We start from the raw sequence: 18,531 nt of genomic DNA, 5'->3' as shown, positions 1-18,531 counted from the left end.
GGCGTCAGCGCCGTCGGGCCCGTACGAGGCGCACCACCACGAGAAGCACGACGACCGCGACGAGCAGCAGCGGCTTGCTGCTCGGCGGCAGGAGGAAGAGCCGCGCCGGGACGGCCGCCGTCAAGGCCAGGGAGTGCACGCGCTCAGGCTACGCGCCCCGTCAGGACGCCAGCGCCGGCGTCGCTCGCGACCAGACGCCGTCCTCCAGGTGGAAGCCCACGCGCGTCAGGTAGCGCGCGTCCGTGCGCGAGGTGGGCGGCACGACCAGCCGCGTGAAGCCCTTCCCGGCGACGATGCCCGACTCCCGGTACACGAACTCCCCGGGCGTGAAGTCGCGGAACCGCCGGCTCACCCAGTCCAGGAGCACGACGCCGGTGCCGCCGCCCTCGTCCGCGATCTCGACGACGCCCACGGTCTCGTCGCCCTTCTGCACGAGGAACGCGGCCCGCCGCTCGCCCGCGGCGGGTACGGCCGCGAACCCGGGGGAGAACCCCGCGATGTCGTCGGCGTAGGTGCGCAGCACGTGCAGCAGGTACGCGTCGTCGGGCTCCACCTCCACCACCTGGTACGTCGCATCGTCGTGCCGGGTGCGGTGCAGCCGCCACAGCCAGTACGCGTCGATGAGCGCGATCGCAAGGTTCATCGCGAAGAACGGCCAGATCCCGACGATCGCGTTGTACGCCGTCGCGAGGACCGCCCCGACGAAGTTCAGCCAGCGGAAACGGAGCACGCGGGCCTGGGTCAGCGACCAGACGACCAGGATGGAGCCGAGCCAGCCGAAGGCCTCCAACCATGGGTTCATGGCCCCACGCTACGGGGCGTCGGCTAGGGTCGCCGGATGACGATGACGGTCCGGTCCCTGCGGCGCTACCCCGTGAAGTCGATGGGAGGGGAGGCGCTCGACGCCGTCGTGGTCGACGCGCGAGGCCTGGTCGGGGACCGCGCGTTCGCCGTCGTCGACGACGAGGGGCACTTCGCCTCCGGGAAGAACACGCGCCGGTTCCGGCGTCGGGACGCGGTGTTCGGCTACACCGCCGCCACGTCCGGGGACGGCGTCGTCGTCACGGGGCGCGACGGCCGGTGGGCGGTCGGCAGCCCGGCGCTGGACGCCGAGCTGACGCGGGCGCTCGGCGTCCCGTCGCGCGTGCTGCCCGAGGCCGGGACCCCGCACTTCGACGCGTGCGCGGTGTCCCTCGTCGGCACCGCGACGCTGGCCTGGTGCGCGCAGCGGTGGGGGATCGACGCGGACCCGCGCCGGCTGCGGGTCAACCTCGTGGTCGACACCGACGAGCCGTTCGTCGAGGAGACGTGGGTGGGCTCGGGCATCGCCGTCGGCGAGGTCGAGCTGCGCGGCGTCGAGCGCATCGAGCGCTGCCGCACGATCGACCTCGCCCAGGACGGGGCGTCCGGCGCCGGGCGCTGGCTCAAGCCGCTCGGCGCCGAGCGCGGCCTGTGCCTCGCCGTCTACGCGGACGTCGTCGTGCCGGGCACGGTGCGCGTGGGGGACGTGGTCAGCACGGCCTCGGAGCGCGCTGCCGCGCCTGGCGCACCCCGGTGATCACGACGCGCATGGCCGCCCAGGCGATGCCCGCGGCGTAGAACCCGACGGCACCGATGCCCACGGCGGCCCCGTCGTGGCGCCCACCGTGGGCCTCGACACAGGGTGCGCCGGGGGGTCGTCAACCAGGCTCGCCCGCCGGACGCCGTGAGGAACCCAGCGTCAGGCGCACGGCGGCGACGTCACCGACCGCGAGGCCCTCTGCCGTCCGGACGACGTCCTTGAGCGGCAGGAGGTAGGTGCCGTCCTTCGGGAAGAGCGCGGTCTCGAAGGTCGTCGCCCCGATCGTCGCGGTCACGGCGACCTGACCCCAGTAGATCAGCCCGCGGGCCTCGTCCTTGAGGTCCGCGGCGTCGTCGGGCGGCAGGGGCAGGTAGTAGTAGGGCGCGGGCCCGCGCCACTCGACGACCTCGGCGGTGAACTGCCAGTGCACGGAGCCACTGTGCCACGCGCCGGGCCGGAGGACCGGGAACGAGAGACGGCGGCCGGTCTGCCCGAGCACCTTGCGATGCTCAGGCAGACCGGCCGCCGTCTCAGCGTGGCGTCACGGGGCCCGTCGAGGGCCGCCCGTCACACGTCGTAGTACAGCTCGAACTCCTTGGGGGTCGGCTGCAGCTGCACCGGCTCCACCTCGTTCTTGCGCTTGTACTCGATCCACGTGGCGATGAGGTCCTCGGTGAACACGTCACCCTGCGTGAGGAACTCGTGGTCGCGCTCGAGGTTGTCGAGCACCTCGGAGAGCGAGCCCGGGACCTGCGCGATCAGCGCGTGCTCCTCGGGGGGCAGTTCGTAGAGGTCCTTGTCGATCGGCGCGGCCGGCTCGATGCGGTTCTTGATGCCGTCGATGCCGGCCATGAGCTGGGCGGCGAAGGCGAGGTAGGCGTTGGCCGACGGGTCCGGCACGCGGAACTCGACGCGCTTGGCCTTGGGCGAGGAGCCCGTGATCGGGATGCGGATGCAGGCGGAGCGGTTGCGGGCCGAGTAGACCAGGTTGACCGGGGCCTCGTAGCCCGGCACCAGGCGGCGGTACGAGTTGACCGACGGGTTGGTGAACGCGAGCAGCGACGGGGCGTGCTTGAGCAGGCCGCCGATGTACCAGCGGGCGAGGTCCGAGAGGCCGCCGTAGCCCTTCTCGTCGTAGAACAGCGGCTCGCCGTTCTTCCAGAGCGACTGGTGCGAGTGCATGCCCGAGCCGTTGTCGCCGAACAGCGGCTTCGGCATGAACGTGACCGTCTTGCCGGCGTTGTAGGCCTCGTTGCGCACGACGTACTTGAACTTCATCAGGTCGTCGGCCGCGTGCAGCAGCGTGTTGAAGCGGTAGTTGATCTCCTGCTGGCCGGCGGTGCCCACCTCGTGGTGCGCGCGCTCGACGTCGAGGCCGACCTTGCCGAGGGTGTCGCACATGTCGTCACGCAGGTCGGCGAACTTGTCCGACGGGGAGACGGGGAAGTAGCCACCCTTGACGCGGGTCTTGTACCCGAGGTTGCCGCCCTCCTCCTCGCGGCCCGTGTTCCACGCGGCCTCGACGGAGTCGATCTTGTAGGACGACCCCTGCATGCCGGTCTGGTACTGGACCGAGTCGAACAGGTAGAACTCGGCCTCGGGGGCGAAGTACACCGTGTCGGCGATGCCCGTGGAGGCGAGATAGGCCTCGGCCTTGGCGGCGATGGTGCGCGGGTCGCGCGAGTAGGCCTCGTCGGTGAACGGGTCGACGATCGAGAAGTTCATGACCAGCGTCTTCCGCTTGCGGAAGGGGTCGATGAACGCGGTCTTGACGTCCGGGACCAGCTTCATGTCGGACTCGTGGATCGCCTGGAAGCCGCGGATCGACGACCCGTCGAACATGAGGCCCTCGGTGAACGAGTCCTCGCTGAACTGCGAGGTCGGGATGTTGAAGTGCTGCCACACGCCCGGCAGGTCGACGAACCGGACATCGATGAACTCCACCCCTTCGTTGCGGGTGAAGGCGATGGCCTCCTCGGCGTTGTTGAACATCCATGCTCCTTAGAAGTGGGTGCCGACGTCATGCGGCTGCCCCGAACGTAGGGCGCCGTGATTACCCTGGCATGCCACTCATGTTTCGAGCATGTAACCGAGGCGCTCGCCGTCCGCACAGTGAGATTTCGTGGACGTTCGCGGCCCCTGCTGTGATGCACGGAACACGCGCCGCGGCCCTCGTCGGGCGACGGCGATCGGGGGCGTCGACGACGCCGCCTACGCTGGAGGCGTGGCATCACGTGAGGACCTCGGTTCCTGGCTCGAAGGCGGCGCGACCCCGTCGGGCGACGGCGCGACGCGACTCGGTCTCCCCGCGGACGGCCCGGGCGCGATGGCGTCCCTCGGGCCCCGCGTCGTGGCCCTCTGCGTCGACTGGGCGGTGGCGTGGGGTGTCGCCGCGCTGGTCGCGCGCGGCAACGAGTTCGTGCCGCTCGCCGTGCTGGCGGTCATGAACGTGATCCTCGTCGGGTCGCTCGGGTTCACGATCGGCCACCGGCTGCTGGGCCTGCAGGTGCGCGTGCTGGGCCGGCCGGGGGAGGGCGCCGTCGGCGGCGCGTTCGTGGGCTTCCGGCGGTCGCTGATCCGCACGGTGCTGCTGTGCCTGGTGATCCCCGCCGTCGTCTGGGACGGCGACGGCCGCGGCCTGCACGACCGCGCGGCCGGGACCGTCATCACGCGGCGCTGACCTCGGAGCGCGACGCCCGACCTGGAGGACGACGGAGGGCCGGATCCCCGCGGGGATCCGGCCCTCCGTCGCGACGGCTCAGCGGCCGCGCATGCCCTTGCGGTCGGGCCGGGTCTTGAACGGGTCGATGCCCTTGGGCACCGGGAGCTTCTGGCCGCCCAGGGCGCGCAGGCGCTTGGACACCTCGGCCACCTCGGGCCGGGTCAGCGACGGCTTGAGCTTGGAGACGGCGCGGCCGAGCTTCATGAGCTCCACCTGGCCGGCGTCGTCGCCCATCTGGATCAGGTGGATCGGCACGTTCGGCAGCACGCGGGCGGTGCGCCGGCGCTCGTCCTCGAGCAGGCGGGTCACGCGGGTCCCGGGGCCCTCGGAGACGAGCACGACGCCGGGGCGGCCGACGCCGCGGAACACGAAGTCCTGCGTGCGGGCGCTGACGGCCACCGGCTCGTCCTCGAACGTCCAGCCGCCGCGGACGGTGCCGAGCGCGGCGCGCGCGGCACCGGGCTGGCCCTTGATCCTGCTGTACGCGGCGCGCTCGGCACGGCGCGTGAGCATGTACATGGTGGCCAGCGCCGCGAAGGGCACGGCGACGATCGTCGCGTAGACGGGCGCGTCCGTCGCGAGGCCGATGGCGAGGCCGACGAGCAGCACGCCGACGAAGATCCCGAGCAGCACCCACGTCACCGACGGGTCCTGCTGGCGCGTCATCGTGTACGCCTGCCAGACCTGGTGGTACCAGCGCTGCTTCTTGGGCTTCTTCGCCTTCGTGGCGTCCGCGGACGCGTTCGATCGTGCCATGGGCCTGATCCTATCGGCGGTCGGTGCGGCGCGCGGTCAGCGTGCGAGGAGGCTGGCTGCCTCCTGGCGCGCCGTCGTCGGCTCGGCGAGGTGGGCGAGGGCGGCGGGGATCTCCATGCCGCGCTTGCTCATGGCCTGGCCCCACAGGCGGCCCGCGCGGTACGACGAGCGCACGAGCGGCCCGGCCATGACGCCCAGGAACCCGACCTCCTCCGCGAACTGCGACAGCTCGACGAACTCCTCGGGGCGCACCCACCGGTCGATCGGGTGGTGGCGCAGCGACGGGCGCAGGTACTGCGTGATGGTGATGAGGTCGCAGCCGGCGTCGTGCAGGTCGACGAGCGCGGCCTTGATCTCCTCGATCGTCTCGCCCATGCCGAGGATGAGGTTCGACTTGGTGACCAGGCCGGCGTCGCGTGCGCGGGAGAGCACCTGGAGCGACCGGTCGTAGCGGAACGCCGGGCGGATCTGCTTGAAGATGCGCGGCACGGTCTCGAGGTTGTGCGCGAGCACCTCGGGGCGGGACTCGAACACCTCGTCGAGCAGCTCGGGGATGCCGTTGAAGTCGGGGATGAGGTTCTCGACGCCCGTGTTCGGGTTGAGCTCGTGGATCGCGCGGACCGTCTCGGCGTAGAGCCAGGCGCCGCCGTCGGGCAGGTCGTCGCGCGCGACGCCCGTGATCGTCGAGTACTTCAGGCCCATCTGCTGGACGGACTCGGCGACGCGCCGCGGCTCGTCGCGGTCGAGCGCGGCGGGCTTGCCCGTGTCGATCTGGCAGAAGTCGCAGCGGCGCGTGCACTGCTCGCCGCCGATGAGGAACGTCGCCTCGCGGTCCTCCCAGCACTCGAAGATGTTGGGACAGCCGGCCTCCTCGCACACCGTGTGCAGGTTGCCGCCCTGGACCAGGTTCTTCATGTCCCGGTACTCGGGGCCCATGGTCGCCTTGGTCCGGATCCACTCCGGCTTCTTCTCGATCGGCGTCTCGGCGTTGCGCGCCTCGATGCGCAGCATGCGGCGGCCTTCGGGAGCAATGGTCACGTCGGTCAGCCTACGGCGACGACGGCGGGTGCTGCGGCGCCCGCGGTGACGGGACCCGTGACCTCGGTCACGAGCGGGGCCAGGTGGCGCTGGAGCGCCTCCGCCAGGAGCGGGCGCACCTCGGCCACGGTCACGTCGCGCCCCAGCTCCGCGGACAGCGACGTGACGTCCGCGTCGTCGATGCCGCACGGCACGATGTGGCCGAACGCCTCCAGGTCCGGGTCGCAGTTGAGGGCCAGCCCGTGCATCGTCACGCCGCGCGCGACGCGCGCGCCGATGGCGCACACCTTCCGCTCGCGACGGGTCGCGCCGTCAGGCCCGACGACGCCGGGGGCGTCGGCCGCCAGCCAGACGCCGGAGCGGCCCTCGACGCGGATCGTCGCGACGCCGAGCTGCGCGCAGACGTCCATGACGGCGGCCTCGAGCGTGCGGACGTACTGCACGACGTCGACGGGCGAGACGAGGTGCGCGATGGGGTAGGCGACGAGCTGGCCGGGGCCGTGCCAGGTGATCTTGCCGCCGCGGTCGACGTCGACGACGGGCGTGCCGTCGGTGGGGTACTCGTCCTTGTGGGTGCGCTTGCCGGCGGTGTACACCCCGGCGTGCTCGAGCAGGAACGCGACCGGGCGGTGCTCCCCGGCGCTGACCGCGGCGTGCGTGCGCCGCTGGAGATCCCAGGCCTCGTGGTAGTCGACGTGCCCGGACAGGTGCTCGATCTCGATGCGCGGTTCCGTGCTCACGGCGGTCCAACTTACGCCCGGTCTCCTGGCGGCCGGCAACCGGCGCGCTGTGACGTCCGCCCGGGGCCGGTCCCGGGCCGCGGGGCGCGCCGCGGCCGCGGACCCGGCGTCGGCGGGGCAGCATGGGCGCATGGCTGCGCTGCGCATCGCGATCGTCGGGTACGGGGGATCGGGCCGTGGGATCCACGCCCGGCTGGCGAAGGAGGTGGGGCTCACGGTCGCCGCCGTCGTCACGCGGGACGCCGGACGCCGCCAGCAGGCCGCGTCCGACTGGCCCGGGGCGCGGCTGCACGACGACCTCGACGCCCTGGTCGCGTCGCGCTCCGCGTTCGACCTCGTCGTCGTGACGTCGCCGACGTCGCTGCACGCGGACCACGCGGCGCACCTGGCCCGCGCCGGGATCCCGTTCGTGCTGGACAAGCCCGTCGGCGTCGACGCGCACGAGGCGCGCGCCGTGGTGTCCGAGGCGGCCGCGACGTCGACGCCCTTCACGGTGTTCCAGAACCGGCGCTGGGACGCGGAGCAGCTCACGCTCGCGGCGCTGCTCCGCCGTGGCGAGCTCGGCGACGTGCACACGTTCGAGCGGCGCTGGGAGCGCTGGCGGCCGCAGCCGCAGCAGCGCTGGAAGGAGAACGACGTCGTCGGCGGGGGGCTGCTGCTCGACCTCGGGCCGCACCTCGTCGACTCCGCGACCCAGCTCTTCGGGCGCGTGACGAGCGTCTGGGCGCAGACGCGCAAGCTCACCACGACCACCGAGGACGACGTGTTCCTGGTGCTCCAGCACGAGCCCGGCGGGGGCATCGCCCGCTCGCCGCTCGCCGTGACGTCCCGGCTGTGGGCCGGCTCCGTCGTGGGCGCGCCCGGGCCGCGCACGCGCGTGCTCGGCCGCGCCGGTGCGTACCTGGTGACGTCGTTCGAGCAGGACGCCTCGCCCTTCGAGGTGTTCGACGCCGACGCGCCTGCCGGCACGGAGGGTTGGCTCACGCGCGGCCGCGACCGCACGCCCGTGCCCCGGGCACCGGGCGGGCACGCCGACTTCTACCGCGCGCTCGTCGAGTGGCTCACCGGCGACGGCGAGGTGCCCGTCGACCCCGCCGACGCCGTCCGGACGGCCGAGGTGCTGGACGCCGCCCGCATCGCGGCACGGGAGGGACGCACCGTCACCGTGTGACGGGACGCCTGTGGACAGCCCGCACGGGGGTCGCGCCGGTGCGGTTTCATCGGGCGGGTGACGAACACCCGGCCCGACGGCCACCCAGTCCCGCCTGGCGTCGTCCTCGTGCCCGTACCCGCCGACGCCGCCGCCCGGGCTGCCCTGACCGCACGCGTGACCGTGCTCGCCGGCGTGCGGCACCCGCACCTGGTCGCCGTGCTCGAGGTGCGGACGGTCCGCGAGGGCGCCCTCGACGTCGTGCACGCGCGCGGCGAGGCCGCCGACCTGCCCGCGGTGCTCGCGGTGCGGGGGCGGCTCGCGGCCGGGGAGGCCGCGGCCGTCGGGGTGCACGTGGCCCAGGCGCTCGCGGCGCTGCACGCGGCCGGGGTCGTGCACGGGCCCGTCGAGGCAGGCGACGTCGTGCTGCGGCCCGGCGGGGCGCCCGCCCTGCGGCCCCGGGCCGGCGTGCCTCCCGAGGAGTGGACGGCCGCCGAGGACGTGCGGGCCGCGGCCCGGCTCGTGGACGGGCTGCTCGGGTCGCGGCCCGTCGCCGGGACGCCCGCCGGGCGCCTCGACGGAGACCCGCTCGCCGACCCCGACGGGGCGCTCCGCGACGCCCTGCGCCCTGCGCTCGGCGCCGACGCGAGACGCCGGCCCGAGGCGGGGACGCTCGCGGCGCTCGTGGACGCCGCCTGCGAGCCCGCCATGGTCGGCCTGCCCGACCCGGCGACGCTGGCGGGCGCGGCGCTCGCCGGGGCGCGGCGCGGGGTCGTGGGTGGGGCGGCGGACGTGGGCGCCGGGACCGGGCGGCGGTTCCGGGCGACGCGAGGCGCCGTGCCCCGGGCGGGATCGGCGGCCCGCGTGCGGGCCGTCCCCGGTGCTCCCCGGGCGCGCCGGCTGCCGTGGTCCAGGCCCGGCGGACGCTCGCCGGCGGCACGGCCGGCGCTCGTCGTCGTCGGGATCGGGCTCACCGTGGGGCTGATGACGGGAGCCGCGCTCGAGCTGAGCGACCGGGCACCGGCGGGTGCGGACGCGTCGGCGCCCGCGGACGCCGCGGGCCCGACGGCGCCTGCCCGCGGTACGGACCCCGTGCTTGCCCGTGACGAGCCCGGCGCCGCGGCGGCGGCGTTGACCCAGCGACGTCTCGACCTGCTCGCGGCCGCGGCGGACCACCCGGACCTCGGCGCGGTCGACGTCGCGGGATCGCCCGCCTACGCGGCGGACGCGGCGCTCCTCGCCCGGCTGCGGACGGCGGGCACGCGGCCGCAGCAGCCGCGGGCGGCCGTGACCAGCAGCGAGGTCGTCGCGGCGGACGGCACCTCCGCGACGGTGCGGCTCACGTACGCCGTCGAGGCGCACGAACAGGTGGCCGCCGACGGCACGCGCACGGCCGTCCCGGCGTCGGGCGCGCGGACCGCGACGCTCGACCTCGCCTGGACCGACGACGGGTGGCGGGTCGCGGGCGTCGCATGACGTGCGCGACCCGCTACGGTGTGCGGCGCGAGACGACGACGTCCGGCAGGCAGAGAGGTGGACCGGTGGCGAGAGACCACGACTACGACGTCCTGGTTGTCGGCTCGGGGTTCGGCGGCTCCGTGGCGGCGCTGCGCCTGACCGAGAAGGGCTACCGGGTCGGCGTGCTGGAGGCCGGCCGCCGGTTCGCCGACCACGAGCACGCCGCCAGCTCCTGGCGCCTTCGCTCGTTCCTGTGGGCGCCCGCGCTGGGGTGCTTCGGCATCCAGCGGGTCCGGCTGCTGCGCAACGTCCTGGTGCTCGCGGGCGCCGGCGTCGGCGGCGGGTCGCTGGTCTACGCGAACACGCTGTACCGGCCGCTCGGGCCGTTCTTCGCCGACCCCGCATGGGCGGGCATCACGGACTGGAAGGCCGAGCTCGACCCCTACTACGACCAGGCCGAGCGCATGCTCGGCTCGGTGCGGTTCCCAGGCCAGACGCCCGCCGACGACGTCATGCAGGGCGTCGCCGAGGCGATGGGCGTGGGGGAGACGTTCACCCCGGCGAACGTCGGCGTCTTCTTCGGCCCGGGCGGACGCCAGACGCCGGGGGAGGCCGTCGCCGACCCGTTCTTCGGCGGGGCGGGCCCGGAGCGCACCGGGTGCACGCAGTGCGGCGAGTGCATGACGGGCTGCCGCCACGGAGCCAAGAACACGCTCGTCAAGAACTACCTGCACCTGGCCGAGGCGGCGGGCGCCGTCGTGCACCCGCTCACGACGGTCACCGCCGTCGTCCCGATCGACGCGCCGGCTGACGACCCGGCCGACGGGTCCGTCGACGGACGGGGCAGCGGCCCGGGCGACGGCTCCGGCGACCGGGCGCCCGCGGGCGCCGGGTTCGTCGTCGAGACGCGCCGGACCGGGCGGCGTGGCGGCCGGCAGCAGTTCACCGCCCGGCAGGTCGTCCTCGCGGCGGGGACGCTCGGCACGCAGGAGCTGCTGCACGCCATGCGGGACACGGGGACGCTGCCGCACCTCTCGGACCGGCTCGGGCACCTGACGCGCACCAACTCCGAGGCGCTCCTGGGCGTGTCCGTGCCGCACCGCGGGCCCATCGGCCCCGACGGCTGGCGCGACCGCACCCGCACGGCGCCCGACTACTCGCGCGGCGTGGCCATCACGTCGTCGTTCTACCCCGACGCGTCGACGCACGTGGAGCCCGTGCGCTACGGGCACCGCTCGAACGCGATGGGGCTGCTCCAGACGGTCCTCGTGGACGGCGGCAGGGCCCGCGGGCGCCGCTGGCTGCGTGAGCTCGCCCGCCTGGGCGCGCACATGCCCGACCTGCTCGACCTGCGTCGCTGGTCCGAGCGCACCGTCATCGCGCTCGTCATGCAGGCTCGCGACAACTCCCTGACGACGTTCACGCGCCGCGGCCTCGCAGGCCGACGACGCCTGACGTCTCGCCAGGGCACGGGCGAGCCCAACCCGTCGTGGATCCCGGTGGCGCACGACGCGGTGCGCCGGATGGCGACGGCCATGGGCGGGCGTCCCGGCGGCTCGCTGGGCGACCCGTTCGACATCCCCATGACCGCCCACATCCTCGGCGGCTGCACGATCGGCGCGACGGCGTCCGACGGCGTCGTGGACCCTTACCACCGCGTGCACGGGTATCCCGGGCTGCACGTCGTCGACGGCTCGACGGTGACCGCCAACCTGGGTGTCAACCCGTCGCTGACCATCACCGCGCAGGCCGAGCGGGCGTTCGCGCTGTGGCCCAACCAGGGGGACCCGGACCCGCGCCCGGCGCCGGGGACGGCCTACGCGCGCGTCGTCCCGGTGGCGCCGCGTCGTCCCGTGGTGCCGGCGTCCGCGCCGGGCGCGCTGCGGCTGCCGCTCGTCGAGATCCGGCACGCGCGCTGAACGAGGCCGAACGAGAACGGCGCCTCCGGTCCTCGAGGGACCGAAGGCGCCGTTCTCGTTCAGCGGGGGACCGTCAGAGACCGACCTCGGCCTCGAACGCGCCCTCCTCGATGCGGGCCTTGACGGCGGTCAGGAACCGAGCCGCGTCAGCACCGTCGACCAGGCGGTGGTCGTAGGAGAGGAACAGGTACGCGAACTGGCGGATCGCGATGACGTCCTCGCCGTCGACGTTGATGACGGCCGGCTTCTTCGTGATCGTGCCGGTGCCGAGGATGGCGACCTGGCCGCCGGGGACGATCGGCGTGTCGATGAGCGCGCCGCCCGAGCCGGTGTTCGTGATCGTGAAGGTCGCGCCCGACAGCTCGTCCGGGCCCACCTTGTTGGCGCGGGTGCGGGCACCCAGGTCGCCGATCTGGCGGGCCAGGCCGGCCAGGTTGAGGTCGCCGGCGTTCTTGATGACCGGCACCACCAGGCCGCGCTCGGTGTCCACGGCGATGCCGATGTTCTCCGAGGCGTGGTAGGTGATCTCGCCCTTCTCCTGGTCGATCGAGGCGTTGATCTTCGGGAACGCCTTGAGCGCCTCGGTGGCGGCCAGGGCGTAGAACGGCAAGAACGTGAGGTTCGCGCCCTCGCGCGCCTTGAACGACTCCTTGGCCTTCGCGCGCAGCTTGGCGACCTTGGTGACGTCCACCTCGACCACGGTGGTCAGCTGGGCCTGCGTGTGCAGGGCCTCGACCATGCGCTCCGCCACGATCTTGCGCAGGCGGGACATCTTCTCCGTGGTGCCGCGCAGCGGCGAGACGGCCGGGACCGTCGCCGGCTTGGCGGCGGGCGCCGCCGGGGCGGCCGCGGCCGGTGCAGCAGCAGGGGCGGGGGCCGGGGCCGCCGCCTTCTCGGCCGCGGCGAGCACGTCCTCCTTGCGGACGCGGCCGCCGACGCCCGTGCCGACCAGGGTGGCCAGGTCGACGCCCTTGTCCGCGGCGAGCTTGCGCACGAGCGGGGTCAGGTACGACTTGCCGTCGGCGACGGGCTCGGCCGGAGCGGCCGGAGCCGGAGCCGGGGCTGCGGCGGGCGCCGGGGCCGGGGCGGCCGCCGCGGGAGCCGGAGCCGGAGCGGCCGGAGCCGGAGCGGCCGGAGCCGCAGCCGGCGCGGGGGCGGCCGGGGCCGGGGCGGCGGCCGCGGCGGGCGCACCCGAGCCGACGATCGCCAGCACGGCACCGACGGCGACCGTGTCGTCCTCGTTCACGAGGATCTGCTGCACGGTTCCCGCGACGGGCGAGGGGATCTCGGTGTCGACCTTGTCGGTGGAGACCTCGAGGAGCGGCTCGTCGACCTCGACCGAGTCGCCGACGGCCTTGAGCCAGCGGGTCACGGTGCCCTCGGTCACGGACTCGCCCAGCGCGGGGAGCGTGACCTCGGTGCCCTCGCCGGCCGGGGCGGGCGCGACGTCGGCGACGGGCTCCGGGGCGGCCACGGGCGCGACCTCCGGGACGGGCGCGGGGGCGGAGGCGGCGGCCGGCTCGGCAGCGGGAGCGGCGGGGGCTGCGCCCGCACCGGACCCGTCGCCGATGACGGCGAGCACCGCGCCGACCTCGACGGTGTCGTCCTCCTGGACGAGGATCTGCTCGAGGACGCCGGCGACGGGCGAGGGGATCTCGGTGTCGACCTTGTCGGTGGAGACCTCGAGCAGCGGCTCGTCGACCGCGACGGTGTCACCGACCTGCTTGAGCCAGCGGGTGACGGTTCCCTCGGTGACGGACTCGCCCAGGGCGGGCAGCTGCACGTTCTCAGACATGACCTGTGGGGTCTCCTTCGATCGGAGTGTTCGGCCGTCGCTGGCCTGGTGCACACGCACTGCGTGTCATCTTGTCACTTGGCATCCCCCTGTCCCAAAGATCGGCACACGGGGATCCTGTGACGCTCGGAACAGTCGCACCTGGCGCAAAAAGGTCAGACCACACCGGTCGAGGGCGTCCTCAGCCGACCTTCGACTCGAGGTAGGCCAGCAGCGTCCGCACGCCGACGCCCGTCCCGCCCAGCGGCGTGTACCCGAACGCGGCCTTCTCGTTGAACGCCGGACCGGCGATGTCCAGGTGCGCCCACGGCGTCTCGCCCGTGAACTCCTTGAGGAACACGGCCGCCGAGAGCATGTGGCCGCCGCGGTCCGCGGACGAGTTGACGATGTCCGCCACGTTCGACTTCAGGCCGGCCCGGAGCTCCTCCGGCATCGGCATCGGCCAGAACTGCTCGCCCGCGTCGTCGGCGGCGGCCTTGACCGCGGCGACGACGTCGTCGTCGCCCATGAGGCCCGAGATGCGGTTGCCGAGCGCGACGATCTGACCGCCGGTCAGCGTGGCGATGTCGATCAGGACGTCGGTGCCGTCCTCGACGGCCAGGGCCATGCCGTCGGCCATGACCAGGCGGCCCTCGGCGTCGGTGTTGGTGATCTCGACGGTCTTGCCGCTCTTCATCGTCAGCACGTCGCCCGGACGGGTCGCGCCGCCGCCCGGCATGTTCTCGGCGAGGCACAGGTACCCGGTGACCGCGACCGGCAGGCCCAGGCGGGCCGCGGCGACGACGGTGTGCAGCACGGCGGCGGCGCCCGACATGTCGGAGGTCATGGCGTGCATGCCGGCGGCCGGCTTGATCGAGATGCCGCCCGTGTCGAACGTGATGCCCTTGCCGACGAGCGCCACGCGCGTCGTGGCCTTCGACGGCGTGTACGCGACCTTGACCAGGCGCGGCGGGCGGGCGGAACCCTGCCCGACGCCGACGATGCCGCCGTACCCGCCCGCGGCGAGCTGCCTCTCGTCGAGCACGGTGACCTTGACGGCCCGCGTGCCGAGCTCCTTGACCGCCGTCTTCGCGGCCTCGGCGAACGCCGCCGGGAACAGGACGTTCGGCGGAGTGTTGATGAGGTCCCGCGTGCCGTGCACGGCCGCCGCGAGCACCTTCGCACGCTCCGCCGCCGTCTTCGCGCGGGCCGAGCGGGCGAACGAGGTGACCACCTCGACCGACGACACCGGCTGCTGCTTGGCGACGCCGTCGCCCGTGCGGAAGCCCGTGAACGCGTACGCGCCCAGCAGCGATCCCTCGAGCACGGCGACCAGGTCCGCCTCCGTCGCCGTCGGCAGCGCGACCGCGACCGACTCCGTGCCGGCGAGGTCGCGCACGGCGGCGCCCGCGGCGCGGCGCAGCGTCTCCGGGGCGAAGGTGCCGTCCGCCTCGCGCTCGCCCAGGCCCGTGAGCACGAGCAGCGACGCCTTGACGCCGCCGGTCGCGGGCAGCTTGCGCACCTCGTCGCGCGCCCCGGTCACCCCGAGCAGCGGCGCGAGCGTCTCGATCTCGTGCACGAGGTCGGTGGGGAGCTGGTCGGCGACGACGGCCAGGCCGTCGGACGTCTTGCACGTCCCGACGACGAGCGCGTCGACCTTCAGCGCGGACGGGTTCTTGCTGGAGAGGGTGAGGTCAGCCACGCTCGCGATGCTAGCGCCGACCGCCCGCGCCCGCCGGGCCTTCGTCCGGTGACGTGCCAGGTAGTCTCGCGTCGTGCTCCTCCCCCTCCTGCTCGTGCTGGTCGCCGCGTGCGTGGCGCTCGCCGCGTGGGCGCTCGCGTTCCTGGTGCGCGACCGCGCGGTGATCCTGCGGCAGCTCTTCGGCGCCGCCGTCGTCGAGGCGCTGCTGGTCGTCCAGGCCGTCGTCGCGGGCGTGCTGATCGCGCGCGGCCACGTCGTCGACGGTGCGCTGTTCTGGGGGTACGTGGCGACCGCGCTGCTGCTGCTGCCCGTCGCCGCGGCGTGGGCGTTCGCCGAGCGGACCAAGTGGTCCTCCGTGGTGCTGATGGTCGCGTCACTGACCGTCGGGTTCCTCGCCTTCCGCATGTGGCAGATCTGGGGTGCAGCATGAGCACGACGCCGACGGCGCCGCGCGCGACCGGCAAGGGCTTCGGGCGTCTGGTCGTGACGGTCTACGGCATCCTCGCGTTCGCGGCCGTGCCGCGCGCCCTGGTGCAGATCGGGCGCGAGTGGCCCGAGCCGCCGCTCGCCTTCGTCCTGTCGGGCGTCGCCGCCGTCGTCTACGTCGTGGCGACCGTCGCGCTCGGCGTCGGCCGAGGCCGCTGGCGCGGCCTGGCCTGGGCGACCGTCGGCATCGAGGCGGTGGGTGTCCTCGTCGTGGGCGTCCTGTCCCTCGTGAGCCCCGAGCTGCGGCACGACGGGTCCGTCTGGGGCCTGTTCGGCATCGGCTACGGCTTCGTCCCGCTGGTGCTCCCCTTCGTCGGCCTGTGGTGGTTGCGCCGCACGCGCCCACGCCCCGACGACGTCGCCGACGTCGCCACCCACCCGTCCGACCAGCCGCTCGAGAGCGAGGCCTGACCCGTGAAGCCCTACCACCTGTTCTTCGACACCGTCTTCAAGCGCATGGACCCGGAGGACGCCCACCACCTGGCGTTCACCTGGATCGGCCTGGCCGGACGGGTGCCCGTGCTGCGCGACGTCGTCCAGGGCGCCCTCGCCCCGTACCTGGGCCGCGGCCTCGGCGGGCCGGGCAGCGTCGAGGTGCTGGGCAAGACGTACGGCGCGCCCTTCGGGCTGGCCGGCGGGTTCGACAAGGACGCCCGCGCGGTGCGCGGCCTGACGATGCTCGGCTTCGCGTACGTCGAGGTGGGCACCATCACGCCCCGCCCGCAGCCGGGCAACGAGGCGCCGCGCATGTTCCGCGAGCTCGAGCTGCGCGGCCTGCGCAACCGCATGGGCTTCAACAACGAGGGCGCCCACGCGGCCGCCGCGTCGTTGCGCCGCCTGCGCGGGACGCGCTCGGGCCGAGCGCTGCGCATCGGCGTCAACATCGGCAAGAACAAGACGACGACGGCTGAGAACGCCGCCGCCGACTACGCCCTGTGCGCGCGCGTGCTCGCCCCCTACGCCGACTACCTCGTGGTCAACGTCTCCTCGCCCAACACCCCGGGCCTGCGCGACCTCCAGACGACGGCCGAGCTGCGCCCCATCCTCACCGCCGCCCGCGAGGCCGCCGACGCCGCGACCACCGCGGCCGGCCTGCCGCGCGTGCCGCTGCTCGTCAAGATCGCCCCGGACCTCGCGGACGAGGACGTCGACGCCGTCGCCGACCTCGTGCTCGAGCTCGGGCTCGACGGCGTCGCCGCGGTCAACACGACCATCGGCCACGACCTCGGCCCGGGCGGCCTGTCGGGCCCGCCGCTGCTGCCGCGCGGCCTCGAGGTCGTCGCGCGCCTGCGCGCCCGCCTGGGCGAGCGCCCGGCGATCATCGGCTCCGGCGGCATCACGACGCCCGACGACGCCCGCGCCTACCTGGCCGCCGGCGCCAACCTGATCCAGGGCTACACGGGCTTCATCTTCGAGGGCCCGTTCTGGGCCGCCCGCCTCAACCGCACGCTCGCCGCGGACGCGAAGGCCGGCCGGTGAACGCTCCCGAGAAGCCCGTCATCCGCCCGCGCTGGGAGTGGGTGCTCGTCGACGAGGCGGGGGAGCGGCTCGAGCCGTCCCTCAGCCCGGTCTTCACCACCCAGTACGACGCCGAGGAGTGGCTCGGCGAGCGCTGGCGCCAGCTCGCGGCCGCGGGCGCGACGGAGGCCCGCCTGATGCACGACGGCATCCTCGCGACGCCGCCGCTGCCGCTGCGGGTGCCGTAGCCGGCTCAGGCTGCCACCCGGCCCCACGCCCGCACCAGGCGGGGCAGGGCCCGTTCCAGGTCCGCGACCGAGCGCCCGAACGTCAGACGCACCCGGTCGGTCGCGGAGCCGTGGGGCGAGAACGTCGGCCCGGCGTTGACGAGCACGCCCTCCGCGGCCGCCGCGCCCGCGAACGCCTGCGCGAGCGGCGCCCCGAGCGACGGCCACAGGCTCAGCCCGCCCGCGGGCCGCGGCACGTCCCACGGCAGGGCGGCGCGCAGCCCGTCCACGAGCACGTCCCGCTGGGCGCGCAGGGTCGCACGCCGGCCGGCGAGCACCTCGTCGCGGCGGGCGAACAGCTCGACCACCGCGAGCTGGTCGAGCAGCGGCGACGCGATGTCCACGGCCCCGCGAGCCCCGGCGAGCTGCGCGACGACGTCGGGGTGGGCGCGCACCCACCCGATGCGCAGGCCGCCCCAGAACGTCTTCGACGCCGACCCCACGCTCACCACGTGCGGGCTCGTCCCGTCGCCGGCGAACGGCGGCGGCGCGTCGTGCTCGGCGGCGGGCCCGCCGCCGGGTCCGTCGAGCACCAGGTCGGTGAGGGTCTCGTCGCCGACGACGGTGACGCCGAACCGGTCCGCCGCGGCCCGGACGGCAGCGCGCTCGGCGACCGTGAGCGTCCCGCCCGTCGGGTTGTGGAAGTCGGGGACGAGGTACGCCAGGCGGGGTCGCGACCGCTGCAGCGCCGAGGCGAACGTGTCGACGTCGAACCCGCCCGCCGTCGACGGCACGCCGACCAGCCGGCCGCCCGCGCGCCGGAGCGCCTCGAGCGCGTGCACGTAGGTCGGGTCCTCGACGACCGCGGCGTCGCGCGGGCGGACGAACGTGCCCGCGAGGAGGGCGATCGCGTGCTGGGCGCCCGTCGTGACGAGGATCTGGTCCGGCGACGTCGGCGTGCCGCGAGCCGTGTACCGGTCGGCGATCGCGGCGCGCAGCGGGGCGACCCCGTACGGCTCGTACCCGCCGCGCGCCAGGTAGGCGGGCAGCGCCTCGAGCGCTCGCGCGAACGCGTCGTGCAGCTCCGGCGGCGCCGCCGACGTGGCCTGCGAGAGGTCGACGACGTCGTCGACGCCGGGGGCGGGCGGTCCCGCGGGGGCGTCGCCGCCCGCCTCGCGCGCGGACGGCGACGCCGGGCGCGGCAGCACGGCGACCGTCCCCGAGCCGGTGCGCGCGACGGCGAACCCGACGTCGCGCAGCCGCCGGTACGCGGCCGTCGTCGTCGCGCGGGACACGCCCAGCGCGACGGCGAGCTCGCGCTCGCTCGGCAGGCGGGTGTGCGGGGCGAGCGTGCCGGCCAGCACCGACTGCCGCAGCGCGTCGGCGAGCGCCGCGTACGCGGGGCCGCCCGCGTGCCACGCGCCCAGCAGGCGCACGGCCGCGGCGGGGGACAGGTGGCGGTGCACGGGCGGGGGAGTCACCGGGCCACTCTCGCGCGATTGGCTATGGAAATCCAGTCCACTCGGCGCGCAGGATGCTC

Annotated in this window: 19 protein-coding genes; 9 read left to right on the top strand and 10 right to left on the bottom strand. The window is 74.6% G+C overall.

The window, feature by feature from the left end; all coding sequences use genetic code 11:
- Window positions 1-4: 4 nt before the first annotated feature.
- Window positions 5-139, bottom strand: coding sequence for a hypothetical protein (locus ET471_RS18895; RefSeq protein ID WP_280949885.1), 135 nt, complete (start codon window positions 137-139; stop codon window positions 5-7).
- Window positions 140-160: 21 nt separating this feature from the next.
- Window positions 161-802, bottom strand: a complete 642-nt coding sequence (locus ET471_RS15980) for a hypothetical protein (RefSeq protein ID WP_129189938.1) — start codon at window positions 800-802, stop codon at window positions 161-163.
- A 36-nt stretch (window positions 803-838) separates the two neighbouring features.
- Between ET471_RS15980 and ET471_RS15975 the strand changes: the two genes are divergently transcribed.
- Window positions 839-1,558 (top strand): MOSC domain-containing protein, encoded by a 720-nt coding sequence (locus ET471_RS15975; RefSeq protein ID WP_129189936.1) that lies wholly within the window; start codon window positions 839-841, stop codon window positions 1,556-1,558.
- 121 nt (window positions 1,559-1,679) lie between these two features.
- On the opposite strand, the gene ET471_RS15970 is transcribed toward ET471_RS15975, so the two are convergent.
- Both ET471_RS15970 and glnA read right to left on the bottom strand, forming a co-directional pair.
- On the bottom strand, window positions 1,680-1,991 hold the full coding sequence (locus ET471_RS15970) for a DUF1905 domain-containing protein (RefSeq protein WP_129189934.1): 312 nt from the start codon (window positions 1,989-1,991) through the stop codon (window positions 1,680-1,682).
- Window positions 1,992-2,128: 137 nt separating this feature from the next.
- Window positions 2,129-3,553 carry a type I glutamate--ammonia ligase gene (gene glnA / locus ET471_RS15965; RefSeq protein ID WP_129189932.1) on the bottom strand — a complete coding sequence of 475 codons (1,425 nt, stop codon included), beginning with the start codon at window positions 3,551-3,553 and terminating at the stop codon, window positions 2,129-2,131.
- A gap of 232 nt (window positions 3,554-3,785) precedes the next feature.
- On the opposite strand from glnA, the gene ET471_RS15960 reads away from it, so the two are divergent.
- Window positions 3,786-4,241 carry an RDD family protein gene (locus tag ET471_RS15960; RefSeq protein WP_129189930.1) on the top strand — a complete coding sequence of 152 codons (456 nt, stop codon included), beginning with the start codon at window positions 3,786-3,788 and terminating at the stop codon, window positions 4,239-4,241.
- 78 nt (window positions 4,242-4,319) lie between these two features.
- Here ET471_RS15960 and ET471_RS15955 read toward each other — a convergent pair whose 3' ends face one another.
- The 3 genes from ET471_RS15955 to lipB are packed head-to-tail and all read right to left on the bottom strand — an operon-like array spanning window position 4,320 to window position 6,817.
- Window positions 4,320-5,039 carry a DUF4191 domain-containing protein gene (locus ET471_RS15955; RefSeq protein ID WP_129189928.1) on the bottom strand — a complete coding sequence of 240 codons (720 nt, stop codon included), beginning with the start codon at window positions 5,037-5,039 and terminating at the stop codon, window positions 4,320-4,322.
- A 36-nt stretch (window positions 5,040-5,075) separates the two neighbouring features.
- Entirely contained in the window at window positions 5,076-6,077 is a 1,002-nt protein-coding gene (gene lipA, locus ET471_RS15950) for a lipoyl synthase (RefSeq protein ID WP_129189926.1), read from the bottom strand.
- Window positions 6,078-6,082: 5 nt separating this feature from the next.
- Window positions 6,083-6,817: a lipoyl(octanoyl) transferase LipB gene (gene lipB / locus ET471_RS15945; RefSeq protein ID WP_242496326.1), complete on the bottom strand. Its 735-nt coding sequence runs from the start codon at window positions 6,815-6,817 to the stop codon at window positions 6,083-6,085.
- Window positions 6,818-6,947: 130 nt separating this feature from the next.
- On the opposite strand from lipB, the gene ET471_RS15940 reads away from it, so the two are divergent.
- The 3 genes from ET471_RS15940 (at window position 6,948) to ET471_RS15930 (ending at window position 11,344) form a co-directional block, all read left to right on the top strand.
- Window positions 6,948-7,988, top strand: a complete 1,041-nt coding sequence (locus ET471_RS15940) for a Gfo/Idh/MocA family protein (protein ID WP_129189925.1) — start codon at window positions 6,948-6,950, stop codon at window positions 7,986-7,988.
- A gap of 57 nt (window positions 7,989-8,045) precedes the next feature.
- Window positions 8,046-9,443 carry a hypothetical protein gene (locus ET471_RS15935; protein WP_129189923.1) on the top strand — a complete coding sequence of 466 codons (1,398 nt, stop codon included), beginning with the start codon at window positions 8,046-8,048 and terminating at the stop codon, window positions 9,441-9,443.
- A gap of 65 nt (window positions 9,444-9,508) precedes the next feature.
- Entirely contained in the window at window positions 9,509-11,344 is a 1,836-nt protein-coding gene (locus tag ET471_RS15930; protein WP_242496325.1) for a GMC oxidoreductase, read from the top strand.
- 73 nt (window positions 11,345-11,417) lie between these two features.
- On the opposite strand, the gene sucB is transcribed toward ET471_RS15930, so the two are convergent.
- Window positions 11,418-13,139: a 2-oxoglutarate dehydrogenase, E2 component, dihydrolipoamide succinyltransferase gene (gene sucB / locus ET471_RS15925; RefSeq protein WP_129189919.1), complete on the bottom strand. Its 1,722-nt coding sequence runs from the start codon at window positions 13,137-13,139 to the stop codon at window positions 11,418-11,420.
- A gap of 181 nt (window positions 13,140-13,320) precedes the next feature.
- Window positions 13,321-14,820 (bottom strand): leucyl aminopeptidase, encoded by a 1,500-nt coding sequence (locus tag ET471_RS15920; RefSeq protein WP_129189917.1) that lies wholly within the window; start codon window positions 14,818-14,820, stop codon window positions 13,321-13,323.
- 73 nt (window positions 14,821-14,893) lie between these two features.
- Between ET471_RS15920 and ET471_RS15915 the strand changes: the two genes are divergently transcribed.
- Genes ET471_RS15915 through ET471_RS15900 form a run of 4 tightly spaced genes read left to right on the top strand, consistent with a single transcriptional unit; the run spans window position 14,894 to window position 17,012 of the window.
- Window positions 14,894-15,250, top strand: a complete 357-nt coding sequence (locus ET471_RS15915; protein WP_129189916.1) for a hypothetical protein — start codon at window positions 14,894-14,896, stop codon at window positions 15,248-15,250.
- Entirely contained in the window at window positions 15,247-15,717 is a 471-nt protein-coding gene (locus tag ET471_RS15910; RefSeq protein ID WP_129189914.1) for a hypothetical protein, read from the top strand. The genes ET471_RS15915 and ET471_RS15910 overlap by 4 nt, the downstream gene beginning before the upstream one ends.
- A gap of 3 nt (window positions 15,718-15,720) precedes the next feature.
- Window positions 15,721-16,785 (top strand): quinone-dependent dihydroorotate dehydrogenase, encoded by a 1,065-nt coding sequence (locus ET471_RS15905; protein ID WP_129189912.1) that lies wholly within the window; start codon window positions 15,721-15,723, stop codon window positions 16,783-16,785.
- Complete coding sequence (locus ET471_RS15900) at window positions 16,782-17,012, top strand: hypothetical protein (protein ID WP_129189910.1); 231 nt, start codon at window positions 16,782-16,784, stop codon at window positions 17,010-17,012. The genes ET471_RS15905 and ET471_RS15900 overlap by 4 nt, the downstream gene beginning before the upstream one ends.
- A gap of 5 nt (window positions 17,013-17,017) precedes the next feature.
- Here the strand turns inward: ET471_RS15900 and yczR are convergent, their stop codons facing one another.
- Window positions 17,018-18,472 (bottom strand): MocR-like transcription factor YczR, encoded by a 1,455-nt coding sequence (gene yczR / locus ET471_RS15895; RefSeq protein ID WP_129189908.1) that lies wholly within the window; start codon window positions 18,470-18,472, stop codon window positions 17,018-17,020.
- Window positions 18,473-18,531 lie beyond the last annotated feature (59 nt).

This window comes from Xylanimonas protaetiae, from assembly GCF_004135385.1.
GTDB classification, from domain to species: Bacteria; Actinomycetota; Actinomycetes; order Actinomycetales; family Cellulomonadaceae; genus Xylanimonas; species Xylanimonas protaetiae.
This window is presented reverse-complemented; position numbering and strand designations above follow the sequence as displayed.